Source organism: Pseudomonas tensinigenes, assembly GCF_014268445.2.
Classification (GTDB): Bacteria; Pseudomonadota; Gammaproteobacteria; order Pseudomonadales; family Pseudomonadaceae; genus Aquipseudomonas; species Aquipseudomonas tensinigenes.
Window position 1 is genome coordinate 5,243,158 of sequence record NZ_CP077089.1, and the last position, 13,439, is coordinate 5,256,596.

Genomic DNA, 13,439 nt, shown 5'->3' on the forward strand with positions numbered 1-13,439 from the left:
CAGGCCGGCCTTCTGGCTGCGAAGCATGCACTATCACGGTGCACAACGGCAGCTCTGATTTATTTCAAACTGCCCGAGAGGAATTGTTGCAAACGTTCCGATTGCGGATTAACCAGCACTTCACGCGGGTTGCCGCTTTCTTCCACCACACCTTTGTGCAGGAACACCAACTGGTTCGACACTTCACGGGCAAAGCCCATTTCGTGGGTTACCACAACCATGGTGCGACCTTCCTGAGCCAGCGCTTGCATGACTTTCAGCACGTCGCCCACCAGTTCCGGGTCGAGGGCTGAGGTCGGTTCGTCGAACAGCATCACCTCTGGCTCCATCGCCAGTGCACGAGCGATTGCCACGCGCTGCTGCTCGCCACCGGACATGTGCCCCGGGAAGGCGTCTTTACGATGGGCCACGCCGACCTTGTTCAGGTAGTACTCGGCTTTTTCGCGCGCTTCGTACTTGGGTACGCCGAGCACGTGAACCGGCGCTTCCATGATGTTTTCAATCGCGGTCATGTGCGACCACAGGTTGAAATGCTGGAACACCATCGACAGGCGCGAACGCATGCGTTGCAGCTGCTTCGGATCAGCGGCTTTCAGCGCGCCGTCCTTGTTCGCCACCAGTTTCAGCTCTTCGTTATTGAGCAGAATCTTGCCCGCGTGCGGCTGCTCGAGCAGGTTGATGCAGCGCAGGAAAGTACTTTTGCCGGAGCCACTGGAGCCGATGATGCTGATCACATCGCCGGCTGCCGCTTTCAGGGACACGCCCTTGAGCACTTCGTGACTGCCATAGCGTTTATGCAGGTCTTGGACTTCAAGTTTGTACATGCGGTCGGTTCTCACAAAAACAGTCAGTCAGTCGTTGAGCAAGCGCCCGTGACGCAGCGCTTCGCGCCCCGCCACCTTGGCCAGCCAGAAACCGGGTTGGGCATAACGCAGCCGTTCAATGGCAAACAGCACCCCGGAGGTACCAGCACACACCGTGCTGAGCCGATCGGACAGAGGATCAATCACTTCAAAAATCTCATCGCCCGCCTCGACCCATTCGCCGGGCTTGCGCAGAAAACTCACCACGCCCGGATGCGGCGCGAACAGCAACTCGGTGCCTTCGAACGGCATGCCTTCACACGCTTCGTGCGCCGGGTTCGGCCACTCGCCGGTAATCAAACCTTGCTCGGCGAGGAACGCGAGAATGCCTTCAGCATAGGCCTCGGCTTCGGCGCGACCAGTGTCGGCCTGACCGCCCAGCTCAATGGTGGTCGCCAGACACGCCAGCGGAATCTGCGCATCGGGGAACTGCCGCGACAGACGCAGCCACGGCAACGAGCAGGCTTCATCGAACGAGCTGCCGCCGGAATCTTCCGCGAGCAATCCGACCTTCACATTCAGATGCGCAGCCAGCGAACGCCACTGCGGCCAGTGCTGCGGCAACGCATACATGTGCAGCGCGGCTTCGGCATCGCAGTGCAAGTCCAGCACCACATCAGCGGTGCAAGCATGGCTGAGCAACACACGTTGCATGCCTTGCAACTGGCTGCTCGCCTCCGGCAATGCCGTCAGATGATCGGCCATGGCCTGACGGATCAGACGCACATTAGCGTGCGGATCATCTCCGAGACGGTCGGCCAAAGCGGCGGCAACCGGCGCGCTCAGCTCAACAAAATCACGGTTGAAGTTCTTGCCGCTACCGGCCTCGAAACGGCCCTGGTGATTGCCTTGCAGCAACTGCCCAAGACCCAACGGGTTGGCGACCGGCACCAGCTCGATGACACCGTTGAGCAAGCCTTTGGCTTCGAGTTCGCCGAGGCGCTTTTTCAGCTCCCAGGCGGTGCGCATGCCCGGCAATTCGTCAGCGTGCAGGCTGGCCTGAATGTAGGCCTTGCGCTCGCCATGCCCGAAGCGGAACACCGAAATCTTGCGCTCGCTGCCCAGATGGCTCCACGGCAATACGTGGTCAATGCGTTGCATATCAGTGCTTCCGCGGGGCCAGGTAGCTCAACCAGCGACGCTCAGCCAGTTTGAACAGCTTGACCAGAATGAACGTCAGGCACAGGTAGAACACGCCGGCGGTGATGTACGCCTCGAACGGCAGATAGAACTGCGCGTTGACCGTGCGCGCCGCACCGGTGATATCGATCAAGGTGACGATGGAGGCCAGACTGGTGGTCTGCAGCATCATGATCACTTCGTTGCTGTACTGCGGCAGCGCCCGGCGCAGGGCCGATGGCAGCAGGATGCGTTTGTACAGTTTGAAGCGCGACATGCCCATGGCTTTCGCCGCTTCGATCTCACCGTTCGGCGTGGCCTTGAGGCTGCCGGCAATGATCTCAGCGGTGTAGGCGCTGGTGTTGACGGCGAAGGCCAGGCACGCGCAGAACGTTGCGCTGGACAGCCACGGCCACAGGAAGCTTTCGCGGACCGCTTCGAACTGCGCCAGACCGTAGTAGATCAGGAACAGTTGCACCAGCATCGGCGTGCCACGGATCACGTAGGTGTAAAGCCACGCGGCGCCGTTGACGACCGGGTTCTTCGAGACGCGCATCAGCCCCAGCGGCAGGGCCGCGAGCAGACCGAAAAACAGCGACAGCGCGAGCAGTTTGAGGGTGGTCAGCAGGCCGCCGAGGTACAGCGGCATGGCCTCCCAAATGACGTTGTAGTCGAAGATCATAGATCAGCCGCCCTTACGCCTACCGAGTAGCGCTTCTCAAGTTGACGCAGGATCAGCAACGAAACACTGGTGATCACCAGGTACATCGCCGCCACTGCGAGGAAGAAGGTGAAAGGCTCACGAGTGGCATCCGCCGCCTGCTTGGCCTTGAACATCATGTCTTGCAGACCGACCACGGAAATCAGCGCGGTCGCCTTGGTCAGTACCAGCCAGTTGTTGGTGAAGCCCGGAATCGCCAGGCGAATCATCTGCGGCACCATCACCCGGAAGAACACCTGAAAACTGCTCATGCCGTACGCCATGCCGGCTTCGGCCTGACCTTTGGGAATGGCCATGAACGCGCCACGGAAAGTTTCCGACAGGTACGCACCGAAGATGAAACCGAGGGTGCCGATACCGGCGGCCAGCGGGTTCAGATCGATGTAGTCGTCATAGCCGAGCATCGGTGCGACGCGGTTGAGCAAATCCTGGCCGCCGTAGAAGATCAGCAGGATCAGCACCAGATCGGGAATCCCGCGGATCACCGTGGAATACAGATCGCCCAGCCAGGCCAGCCAGCGCACCGGCGACAGGCGCAACGCGACACCGATCAGCCCGAGAACGATGGCCAGAGCCATGGACGACAAGGCGAGCTGAAGCGTCAGCCATGCGCCATCGAGGATGACAGCCCCGTAGCCTTTCAACATGATTCAGGTCCTCGAAAGTTGGGATGAAAAAATGGCGCAAACCGCAGAGATCCTGTTGCTTGCGCCATTTCGGACTTGTCGCAGAGACGTCTTACTTGCCGTAGATATCGAAGGCGAAGTACTTGTCCTGGATTGCTTTGTATTTGCCGTTTTCGCGGATGGCCGCGATGGCCGCGTTGATCTTGTCTTTCAGGGCGTCGCCCTTGCGCACTGCGATGCCTACGCCGTCGCCGAAGTATTTGACGTCGGTGAACTGTGGACCGACGAAAGCGAAGCCTTTGCCGGAATCGGTGTTGAGGAAGCCATCTTGCAGCAGGGTGGCGTCAGCCACGGTGCCGTCGAGGCGACCGGCGGCCACGTCGAGGTAGATTTCGTTCTGCGAGCCGTACGGCTTGATCTCGGCACCCAGTGGCGCGAGGACTTCGCGGGCGAAACGCTCGTGGATCGAGCCACGTTGCACGCCGATGTTCTTGCCTTTGAGCTCAGACAGGTTGTCGCTGACAACGGCGCCTTGCTTCATGACCAGACGTGCCGGGGTGTTGTAGTACTTGTTGGTGAAGTCGACCGACTTCTTGCGATCTTCAGTGATCGACATCGACGACAGGATCGCGTCGATCTTGCGCACTTTCAGTGCCGGGATCAGACCGTCGAACTCTTGCTCAACCCATACACACTTGACCTGCATCTGCTCGCACAGAGCGTTGCCGATGTCGTAGTCGAAACCGACGATGCTGCCATCCGGTGCTTTCGAGGCGAACGGAGGATAAGCCGCTTCGATACCGATCTTCAGAGGTTTTTCGTCAGCGAAGGCGTTCATCGACAGCACGGACAGTGCCAGGGCGCCAAGCAGCACAAGTTTCTTCATCTCGGGACTCCATCGGTAAAGGGCAAAAACGGCAGAGTGAGCGACAGCCCAATATGCGAATGGGTGAATCGGGAAATCGGTTGCTGCATCGGTGGGAAATTTCCGATTGAAACCGTCAGAGATTTCAACCTCGGCCACGATGAGCGAGTGATCGGCATTCTAACGACAGGCCCGAAGCCGATATTTCTTCAATGCGACAACTAATTACAGATGCACAGAGAAAGCGACTTTGGCACATTGACAGCCCTGCAATTTCATGCAGGAGCGAAAGACAGTGAACCGATCCATGTTGCAAATTGCGGGCCTATTATTCGCAAACCCTTCTAATCCGGCAAGCGCAGCGTTGTGTCTTATTTTTCACTGGGGCTTTTAAGGCTCTAAAACGGGGCGAAGCGTTTCCCTTTGCCCCGTCGCGAGGCGGGCGGTTACACATTCGGTTACGTGAAAGGCAGCGGGTAACAGCGGGAAATGTCTTACGGGGGAGATCGATAATTATTGGTTGGGTGGGTTTGTGTTCCGACAGCGGACTATCCCGGCGTCTGACAAATTGCCTTCGCGAGCAGGCTCGCTCCCACAGGAATCTGCATTTTGTCTGAAGGTACTCGGTCAAACTGTGGGAGCGAGCCTGCTCGCGAAGAGGCCAGCCCAGTCACCACAAAACCTCCAGACACAAAAAAGCCCCGCCCGGCAAAACCGGACAGGGCTTCCATGCTTCTAACGCTTAAGCAACATTCATGGTCTTGTGCGTATCAATCAAATGCTGCACCACACCCGGATCCGCCAGGGTCGAGATATCCCCCAACCCGTCATATTCCGCCGTGGCAATCTTGCGCAGAATCCGGCGCATGATCTTGCCCGAACGGGTCTTCGGCAACCCCGGCGCCCACTGGATCACGTCCGGCGAAGCAATCGGCCCGATCTCCTTGCGCACCCAGTTCTTCAGCTCCAGACGCAACTGCTCGGTCGGCTCCTCGCCATTCTTCAACGTGACATAGACATAAATGCCCTGCCCCTTGATGTCATGCGGCACACCCACCACCGCCGCCTCGGCGACTTTCGGATGCGCAACCATCGCGCTCTCGATCTCGGCCGTGCCCATACGGTGGCCCGACACGTTGAGCACGTCATCGACACGCCCGGTGATCCAGTAGTAACCATCGGCATCACGGCGCGCGCCGTCACCGGTGAAATACATGCCACGGAAGGTCTTGAAGTAGGTATCAACGAAACGATCGTGATCGCCGTACAGCGTGCGCGCCTGACCTGGCCACGAATCGAGAATCACCAGATTGCCTTCAGCCTCGCCCTCGATAATGTTGCCAAGGTTGTCGACCAGCGCCGGCACCACACCAAAGAACGGCCGCGCCGCCGAACCCGGCTTCAGCGCGTGCGCACCCGGCAACGGGCTCATCATGTTGCCGCCGGTTTCGGTCTGCCACCAGGTATCAACGATCGGGCAACGCGACTTGCCGACATTCTTGTAGTACCAGTCCCAGGCTTCCGGGTTGATCGGCTCACCGACCGACCCGAGCAGACGCAAGCTGCTGCCATCGGCGCCTTCAACAGCGGCTTGACCCGACGCCATCATCGCGCGAATCGCGGTCGGCGCGGTGTAGAGGATGTTGACCTTGTGCTTGTCGACAATCTTCGCCACCCGGGTGATGTCCGGGTAGTTCGGCACGCCTTCGAACAGCAGCGTGGTCGCGCCATTGGCCAGCGGGCCGTAGACGATGTAGCTGTGGCCGGTGACCCAGCCGACGTCGGCGGTGCACCAGTAGACTTCGCCCGGACGGTAATCGAACACGCGCTCGTGGGTCATCGCCGCGTACAGCAGATAACCGCCAGTGGTGTGTTGCACGCCCTTCGGCTTGCCGGTCGAACCGGAGGTATAGAGGATGAACAGCGCTTCTTCGGCGCCCATCTCTTTCGGCGCACAAACGGTGCCCGCCACTTTCATCAGGTCTTCGTACCAGATGTCGCGATGCTGGTTCCACTTGATGTCGCCACCGGTGCGCTTGCAGACGATGACTTTCTGGATGCTGCTGGTTTCCGGGTTGGTCAGCGCGTCGTCGACGTTGGCCTTGAGGGAAATCTTCTTGCCGGCGCGGATGCCTTCGTCAGCGGTGATCACCACTTTCGATTTGCAGTCGATGATGCGACCGGCCAGGGCTTCCGGCGAGAACCCGCCGAACACCACCGAGTGAATCGCGCCGATCCGGGTGCAGGCCAGCATGGCGACCACGGCTTCGGGAATCATCGGCATATAAATGGTCACCACGTCGCCGCGGTGCACGTCCTGACCACGCAGGGCGTTGGCCAGTTTGCAGACTTGTTCGTGCAGTTCGCGGTAGGTGATGTTGCGGCTCTCGGAAGGATCGTCACCTTCCCAGATGATCGCGACTTGATCGCCGCGCTCGGCCAGATGACGGTCGAGGCAGTTGTAGGAAACGTTCAGGGTGCCGTCGGCAAACCACTTGATGTCGACATGGTGATCGTCGAACGACGTCTGTTTCACCGTGGTGAAAGGTTTGATCCAGTCGAGACGCTTGGCTTGCTCGCGCCAGAAGCCGTCAGGGTTGACGACCGACTGCTGGTACATGGCTTTGTAGGTCGCCTCGTCAGTCAGCGTGTTAGCCAGAACCTCGGGACGAACGGGATACAGAGAAGCCGCACTCATCTTTCCTACCTCGGTGTAATAGTTGTTTTTGTATGACCCTGTTGTAACGGGGCGGGGGCCATAGAACCATTCGACGATGGTAGTAACAAGCCCTCGCCCACCCACGAGGGCCCGTGTAGGAGCTGCCGAAGGCTGCGATCTTTTGACTTTGATCTTTAGGTGCAAGATCAAAAGATCGCAGCCTTCGGCAGCTCCTACAGGGGATTGAGGTGGTTTCTGGGGGATTGTTACCAAATCTGCCAAAGGTGTTTATCAAAACCCGCTCTGTTTACCCCTGCCCCATCTCCCTAAAATCCACCTCGCCAACAAGGCAAACGCGATTAACAACGATACAGCCCCCACGAAGGCCGTTAATCCAGCTCTCAAGTAATAACCGCAAACGATGAAGTTACACACGCAACCCCATAAAGGTTGCGTGACCCCACTCGACCTCAAAAAGGTAAATCTGAAATGAAAGCTTTATTGGTTCTGGCCCTCAGCAGTCTGTGCGCAACCGCCATGGCAGATGAGGTCCCGACTGATGTCGCACAGCAACAACCGGTGATCGAGGAATACACTTACTCCACTCACCTGGACATCGCCAACGTTGTATCGATGAGTGAAATTCCCAACGTCTGCGAAGTAGTACCGGCAAAAATGGAGTACGACGACTCCAAAGGTCAGCGCCACATCCTGCGTTACAGCGTCATGGGCAACGGCTGCACCAATTGATGATTCGAGACTGCACCGAATTGGATCTCTCAGCGCTTCATTGAGGGTCGATTCCAGCCCGACTTCGGTCGGGCTCAGTTGTGTTTGAAGTCATCAAAAATGCTTGCAAACCACTAGATGTAGTGAAAAACGCAGTTTTTTGTTCGTTTTTTGAGCAAATTCACAATGGCGAGATTTTTGCGAAAAAAAATCTATCCCCGGCAAAGCCCTGTAAACCCTCACTCTCATCGAAAAACCACCCTCCTCGACCGCTCCATGCGCGGATTCGCCTCAGCACAGCCGTGTTTTTTTCCCTATAATGCCGCCCCATACGGGTCAGCAATATTCCCTTACAGGGAGCAAAAGCCATTCTGAAGCCCCGCAGCAGCGTTCAACGCTGATTGCGCCCATCAGAGGCTCTCGGAACCCGTCAAAATTTCTGTTTATTTGCCTGCGTGCATCGCTGCAAAAAACGACATCCAACGCGGTCTGTACGACCGTGTGAAAAACCAACCAATCAGGTTTCACACGGGCACAGGCCCTCACGCAGGAGACGACACGTCATGCTGAGCTGGGACGAATTCGACAAAGAAGACAGTGAAGTAGCAACCGTGAAAGGCGCCAACGCCGGCCACGCTACTGAAGCCAACATGGACCGCCTCGACAACGCTGGCGGTGCCGCCGCGATCGAAGCCCGCGCCGTGACCGCCGACGACTCGGCCGCTGTCGCCCGCGCCAAGGCTGCACTGAACTCCCTCGACGTCGCCGAAGGCCTCGCCGAACTCGAAGGCGCCTCCGCCCGTGTCGCCGTTGACGAAAAGCGCATGATCAACTGCCGCGCCGACCTCAACCAACTCGTGCCATTCAAGTACGACTGGGCCTGGCAGAAATATCTGGACGGTTGCGCAAACCACTGGATGCCGCAAGAAGTCAACATGACCGCCGACATCGCCCTCTGGAAAGACCCGGAAGGCCTGACCGACGACGAGCGCCGCATCGTCATGCGCAACCTCGGCTTCTTCTCCACCGCCGACTCCCTGGTTGCCAACAACCTGGTGCTGGCCGTGTACCGCCTGATCACCAACCCGGAATGCCGCCAGTACATCCTGCGCCAGGCTTTCGAAGAGGCGATCCACACCCACGCCTACCAGTACTGCATCGAATCGCTGGCCATGGATGAAGGCGAGATCTTCAACATGTACCACGAGATTCCATCGGTCGCTAAAAAAGCCGCCTGGGGCCTGAAATACACCCGCTCGATCTCCGATCCGAAGTTCGAAACCGGCACCCCGGACACCGACAAAGAACTGCTGCGCAACCTGATCGCCTACTACTGCGTTCTGGAAGGCATCTTCTTCTACTGCGGCTTCACCCAAATCCTCTCCATGGGCCGCCGCAACAAAATGACCGGCGTCGCCGAGCAGTTCCAATACATCCTGCGCGACGAATCCATGCACCTGAACTTCGGCATCGACGTGATCAACCAGATCAAAATCGAAAACCCACATTTGTGGGATGCCGAAATGAAGGAAGAAGCGACCCAGATGATTCTGCAGGGTACGCAGCTGGAGATCGAATACGCACGTGACACCATGCCTCGCGGCGTACTGGGCATGAACGCGGCGATGATGGAGGACTACCTGAAGTTCATCGCTAACCGTCGTTTGTCGCAGATCGGTTTGAAAGAGGAATATCCAGGGACGACTAACCCGTTCCCTTGGATGAGCGAGATTATGGACTTGAAGAAAGAGAAGAATTTCTTTGAGACGCGTGTGATTGAGTATCAGACTGGTGGGGCGTTGAGCTGGGATTGATTTTCATGCTACAAACCCAAGATATTATTGAAGGGTAGCGAATAAATCTAAGCCCCGCTGTAAAGCGGGGTTTTTTTTGGGGCTACAGAATGCAGAACACAGTTGAAAAACTAAGAAACAGCCGAGAAGAGGCAAGATTATTTCTTTTATCTTTAGATTTAGAGAAGCGAGAAAAAGAAATACTGAAGCGCGAACAAGAATTAGATACACAAAAAGAAAAAACTAGTGCCGAGGAACTTTATAACAGTCATGCCGTAGAATTCAGAAGCCAATCTATCGCTTCTTTCTACAACACAAAAATGGAAAAGGATAAAACCCTACTTACACTTTCCATCGCAACCCTCGGCTTTATTATTACCTTTTTAAACTCAACCTTCGAACTCTCATGGCAAACAACTTTAATCACTTCCGCCAGCGCAGCATTGCTTTATACGTCCTACGCGATAATAAAAATCTTTGATAAAAATGGTGATTACATACTCGCCAGCATCAAAGACGAAAATGAAAAAGTCAAAAAAATCAGTCTTACCTTGAGAAAGCTTGACGCATCCGCAACAAACTCATTCTATGCCGGGATACTTTTAACCGTAATATTGGCTGCCGTATCTCAATACAAAAAAGAGGACACGATGAAAAAAGAACCTAGTGGCAGAAGCAGTAGCCTTCAAGTTAGCAAGGAAAGTTTTGCAGGCGCATCCAGCCTTAAACCAAATAAACCAAGCAAAACTGAAAAAGATTCAAAAAAAGAAGAAAAGAAGGAAGACAAGAAATGACCACTAAAAAACCAAACTCCACCGTCATTGGCAAAACCACACATGGGGACAAAAAAGGCAGCGTAGACGGAGCATACGACATGCGGCCTAAACGCCCCGAAAAAAATAATGAAGATGACACCACAAAAAAAACCAAACCAATTGAGAATAGCTAATCGAGGCGGAGAGCGCTCAGAAACACAATGCTTTTGAGACGCTCTCCCACAGAAATTAGCACTCTACAACGCTCACCCAAATTAGAATTCAATCACATTAGATCCCCTCCAATGGATCCTCCTCATGTATGCGTTCTATTTCATCCGCCTCAAACTCTGTGATACTTTTGGTTTCCGCCCCTAGCCTATAAATAGGATGTCCTTTAAACAAAAAAAGCGGATTTTTTTCTTTCAAATACCTAACAACCTCAAAATCCTTCTCACTTAAGAAAACCGTCACCGTTTTACCACCGGCCCGACGAATCCCTACAATATTACTATTCGGATACAGTTTATAGACACGACCTTTGATCTCTTCGTATCCACCTAGATAATTTTCATCTTTAATCTCCGCGAGATAGTGCTTGGTATCAGAGTCAAAAGTCGCTAGTGTTTCGCGCTCGAGCACAGGAGAGCCTAGAACGACGGACTCCACCCCGCCCGAAGTACCCACGCGAATGGCGATCCCTTCCACTTCTTTATAAATAGACGCGATAAATATTTTTTTATTTTTATCAGGTTCCTTCCGAATCCGATCAACAACATCACCTACAAAATACCCTATTAAGCCCGATGCCACATAATCCATCAATTTTAACAAAACCATTTGTACAGCTGGGTCACTCAATATAGGAACCAGAGCAAACGCATCTGATTGCCGCCTTCTCTCTCCTAATTGCAGCGCCAGCTCTTCCCTTTCCTCTTTAGTTGGATACGCTCCCTTCATCAAGCGCCCCTGCTGGGCTAAAAAAGCTTTATGCACTATCCTTTGTATCGCTAACAGCGACTCGCCTAGATCATAGATACTAACGCCATGTTGATTTAATGCTTCACCGACAAACCGAACACTTAGAATTCCATTCTCAAATTGCTCTCGCTGCTTCATCAACGTCCCCTGTTACGAATTCAAAAAAATACCGCCACTTAATAATGGCAAGACGCCACAACCTTACCAACGATAGATCATCCTCGGATTTTATTGACCTTTTTCAAAAAAATTTGTGTCTGCAGTCTTGCCGCCCGCCAATAAGAAAGGTTTACCAGCCACTTACGTCCTACGTCCCTACGCTAAATTACCTACTCAACACACAGCAGTATCTCCATTGATACGCTCTCCAGGCCCCTCTATGCTCTACAGCAGGTGCCTAAGAAACGCCCAACGTAGAAAGCATGGTCAACCCACAGACGCACACGTCGTCGGTGGTGATTGCCTGCTCGTTGGGATTTCTTCAGTCCACTCTACGTTGGGGCCAGGTTCTCCAAAATCTAAACGTAGAGGTCATGGATATGCCCGATCCTTTTTCTGCAAGTGTCTTCTCTCGCCACAACCTCGCTCTTCATGCACTTCTACTCGAAAACCAACCATGGTTCTGCGCACGCGATATCGGCCGTTTGATGGGTGTCCATCTAAGCGAACGCATGGTCAACAAACTGGACAAGGATCAGCGTCGCGTTTTGTGGATCGAGTATTTCCGGCAACCCGAAAAGCAACTGATGCTCAGCGAGTCCGGTGTGTACGCGCTATTGGTATATCACTACGTGCCCGGAAATCGATTGTTGCGTGAGTGGCTGACTCATCAGGTGGTGCCGGCCTTGCGCGATGCAGAACCCTCGGGCCATTCAGATCGGCCGATGTTGAGTTTGTTGGACTGGCCGGAGATGTCTCTGAGTCTGTTGCATTGGCAGGATGAGAGTTGGATTCGGCTGCGGGACATGCCTTATCTGTTGAGTCATCCGCCGCAGCGCCGCGTTACCGGGCCCAAGTCTTTATGGAGGCTAGTCGCGCAGGCGTTTCAATCATCGAAACGTAAATACGGAAAGTGTATGAATGATTGGAGCTCTTAGCTTTCAATTACTTCCAACCGTCGCTTTAGCCTCTCATTCACCAACGCTCCGTGCGCTCCAGAATGAATTTCCCGGTGGCAACTTGGACACACAGCCGCCACGTAACGTGGATGGTCCAAACCGCCATCGGAAACACGGTTTACATGATGAGGCTCTAAGTAGGGCGTGCCATCCTTTTTCATGAAAGGAGCAGGCCGGCGACAGCTCTCGCATGCTCCCTGGGCACGCATCAGCACATAGTGCGCAACCTTTCGGCTGCGCTGATAAATCTTACGCGGAGCAGATAGTTTTAGATCATCACTGTCAGGCTTGCATGCAGCAAGCGCAACCAAACGCGCAGCCTCCAGAGAGCCAGGAAGGTCAGCCTCGTTCTCATCATCTACCTCAGACTCAATCACGCCATTTGCAAGGCCCACAGGAACTAGCCGAAAAACTATCGCCGTCCGAGCTTCGCCGTTCACATCCGGCTGGGTACGTTCAAACATGTCGGCACAAGAAAACTCGCCCTCGTAAACGTAGCCTTCACCCTTACCGAGCGATCTGAACATATGCAGCGCTCGGCCATCCACGGCATGCTGGGCAATGGCTCGGTTGCCGCTAGTCAGAGTCATCGGCCCGCGCTGTCCTTGCCCGGTGTAAAGGTAAGCACCGTCCTCCCATCCATCGGCATACCCGTATTGCTTACCGCTATCGCCGGTGAACAAAAAAATCACAGGGTAGGTTCTGGAGCTTGCGATGCCGTTTTGTCGGCTTCCGCCAAAAGGTCCATTGATCTCTGTTATTCGATCGTAAACAGCCCCCTGCGTGAACTGAAGCACTGGCTCGCCTTCGCCACGCGGCAACTCCACAATATTGAAACCGCGCTTTTTTAGGTAACTGTTAGTCGGATGCCCCCCGGAAAATTCGCCGACTGCAATTCCTGTCGCCAAGGAGACGATTTTCTTCGCTGGATACAGTTCACCGCCCGCGTGAACGGCATAACGGTGAGCTTGGTTATCTTCCCAATCCCTCCAATCAGGCTTGCCTCGGAATTTATTATCAAACTCCAGCATCGCGTTGACTATTCGTTCCTTCGAAACCGCCTTGATCGCCACGGGAGCTGCCCCTTTATCGCTAACGTCTGTAGGAAATTTCCTATAGTCGCCAAACAGCAAAAGGGTTTCAATACGTGACAGAGCGAAGAGCCACTAATTGTTCAAGCGTGCGCCATCATTCGTTTCCCGCTATTAAT

Annotated in this window: 13 protein-coding genes; 5 read left to right on the plus strand and 8 right to left on the minus strand. The window is 54.8% G+C overall.

Going from position 1 to position 13,439, the window contains the following annotated elements:
- Positions 1-59 precede the first annotated feature (59 nt).
- The 6 genes from HU718_RS23270 to acs form a co-directional block, all read right to left on the minus strand.
- Positions 60-824 carry an ABC transporter ATP-binding protein gene (locus HU718_RS23270; RefSeq protein ID WP_007912705.1) on the minus strand — a complete coding sequence of 255 codons (765 nt, stop codon included), beginning with the start codon at positions 822-824 and terminating at the stop codon, positions 60-62.
- 27 nt (positions 825-851) lie between these two features.
- Positions 852-1,964 (minus strand): M14 family metallopeptidase, encoded by a 1,113-nt coding sequence (locus HU718_RS23275; protein WP_186614583.1) that lies wholly within the window; start codon positions 1,962-1,964, stop codon positions 852-854.
- 1 nt (position 1,965) lies between these two features.
- On the minus strand, positions 1,966-2,664 hold the full coding sequence (locus HU718_RS23280) for an ABC transporter permease (protein WP_007912703.1): 699 nt from the start codon (positions 2,662-2,664) through the stop codon (positions 1,966-1,968).
- Positions 2,661-3,350 carry an ABC transporter permease gene (locus HU718_RS23285; RefSeq protein ID WP_007912702.1) on the minus strand — a complete coding sequence of 230 codons (690 nt, stop codon included), beginning with the start codon at positions 3,348-3,350 and terminating at the stop codon, positions 2,661-2,663. The genes HU718_RS23280 and HU718_RS23285 overlap by 4 nt, the downstream gene beginning before the upstream one ends.
- A 91-nt stretch (positions 3,351-3,441) precedes the next feature.
- Entirely contained in the window at positions 3,442-4,215 is a 774-nt protein-coding gene (locus HU718_RS23290) for an ABC transporter substrate-binding protein (protein ID WP_186614581.1), read from the minus strand.
- Between the two features lie 721 nt (positions 4,216-4,936).
- On the minus strand, positions 4,937-6,892 hold the full coding sequence (gene acs / locus HU718_RS23295) for an acetate--CoA ligase (RefSeq protein WP_007912698.1): 1,956 nt from the start codon (positions 6,890-6,892) through the stop codon (positions 4,937-4,939).
- A gap of 450 nt (positions 6,893-7,342) precedes the next feature.
- Here acs and HU718_RS23300 point away from each other — a divergent pair, with 450 nt between their 5' ends.
- From HU718_RS23300 to HU718_RS23315, 4 genes are all read left to right on the plus strand, one after another.
- Positions 7,343-7,603, plus strand: a complete 261-nt coding sequence (locus HU718_RS23300; protein ID WP_008084846.1) for a DUF2790 domain-containing protein — start codon at positions 7,343-7,345, stop codon at positions 7,601-7,603.
- A 542-nt stretch (positions 7,604-8,145) separates the two neighbouring features.
- Positions 8,146-9,396, plus strand: coding sequence for a ribonucleotide-diphosphate reductase subunit beta (locus HU718_RS23305; RefSeq protein WP_008084848.1), 1,251 nt, complete (start codon positions 8,146-8,148; stop codon positions 9,394-9,396).
- An 89-nt stretch (positions 9,397-9,485) separates the two neighbouring features.
- Complete coding sequence (locus HU718_RS23310) at positions 9,486-10,169, plus strand: hypothetical protein (protein ID WP_186614579.1); 684 nt, start codon at positions 9,486-9,488, stop codon at positions 10,167-10,169.
- Positions 10,166-10,324 (plus strand): hypothetical protein, encoded by a 159-nt coding sequence (locus HU718_RS23315; RefSeq protein ID WP_186614577.1) that lies wholly within the window; start codon positions 10,166-10,168, stop codon positions 10,322-10,324. Before HU718_RS23310 ends, HU718_RS23315 begins: the two co-directional genes overlap by 4 nt.
- A 97-nt stretch (positions 10,325-10,421) precedes the next feature.
- Here the strand turns inward: HU718_RS23315 and HU718_RS23320 are convergent, their stop codons facing one another.
- Positions 10,422-11,249: a hypothetical protein gene (locus HU718_RS23320; RefSeq protein ID WP_186614575.1), complete on the minus strand. Its 828-nt coding sequence runs from the start codon at positions 11,247-11,249 to the stop codon at positions 10,422-10,424.
- 401 nt (positions 11,250-11,650) lie between these two features.
- Here HU718_RS23320 and HU718_RS23325 point away from each other — a divergent pair, with 401 nt between their 5' ends.
- Complete coding sequence (locus tag HU718_RS23325) at positions 11,651-12,208, plus strand: BRO-N domain-containing protein (RefSeq protein ID WP_186614703.1); 558 nt, start codon at positions 11,651-11,653, stop codon at positions 12,206-12,208.
- Here the strand turns inward: HU718_RS23325 and HU718_RS23330 are convergent.
- Complete coding sequence (locus HU718_RS23330; protein WP_186614573.1) at positions 12,205-13,302, minus strand: HNH endonuclease; 1,098 nt, start codon at positions 13,300-13,302, stop codon at positions 12,205-12,207. The two genes, HU718_RS23325 and HU718_RS23330, sit on opposite strands and share 4 nt — an antisense overlap.
- Positions 13,303-13,439 lie beyond the last annotated feature (137 nt).

Excerpts from the sequence above, each read along its gene's own strand:
- HU718_RS23270 (WP_007912705.1), bottom strand. The coding sequence starts at position 824 with ATGTACAAACTTGAAGTCCAAGACCTGCATAAACGCTATGGCAGTCAC.
- HU718_RS23275 (WP_186614583.1), bottom strand. The coding sequence starts at position 1,964 with ATGCAACGCATTGACCACGTATTGCCGTGGAGCCATCTGGGCAGCGAG.
- HU718_RS23280 (WP_007912703.1), bottom strand. The coding sequence starts at position 2,664 with ATGATCTTCGACTACAACGTCATTTGGGAGGCCATGCCGCTGTACCTC.
- HU718_RS23285 (WP_007912702.1), bottom strand. The coding sequence starts at position 3,350 with ATGTTGAAAGGCTACGGGGCTGTCATCCTCGATGGCGCATGGCTGACG.
- HU718_RS23290 (WP_186614581.1), bottom strand. The coding sequence starts at position 4,215 with ATGAAGAAACTTGTGCTGCTTGGCGCCCTGGCACTGTCCGTGCTGTCG.
- acs (WP_007912698.1), bottom strand. The coding sequence starts at position 6,892 with ATGAGTGCGGCTTCTCTGTATCCCGTTCGTCCCGAGGTTCTGGCTAAC.
- HU718_RS23300 (WP_008084846.1), top strand. The coding sequence starts at position 7,343 with ATGAAAGCTTTATTGGTTCTGGCCCTCAGCAGTCTGTGCGCAACCGCC.
- HU718_RS23305 (WP_008084848.1), top strand. The coding sequence starts at position 8,146 with ATGCTGAGCTGGGACGAATTCGACAAAGAAGACAGTGAAGTAGCAACC.
- HU718_RS23310 (WP_186614579.1), top strand. The coding sequence starts at position 9,486 with ATGCAGAACACAGTTGAAAAACTAAGAAACAGCCGAGAAGAGGCAAGA.
- HU718_RS23315 (WP_186614577.1), top strand. The coding sequence starts at position 10,166 with ATGACCACTAAAAAACCAAACTCCACCGTCATTGGCAAAACCACACAT.
- HU718_RS23320 (WP_186614575.1), bottom strand. The coding sequence starts at position 11,249 with ATGAAGCAGCGAGAGCAATTTGAGAATGGAATTCTAAGTGTTCGGTTT.
- HU718_RS23325 (WP_186614703.1), top strand. The coding sequence starts at position 11,651 with ATGCCCGATCCTTTTTCTGCAAGTGTCTTCTCTCGCCACAACCTCGCT.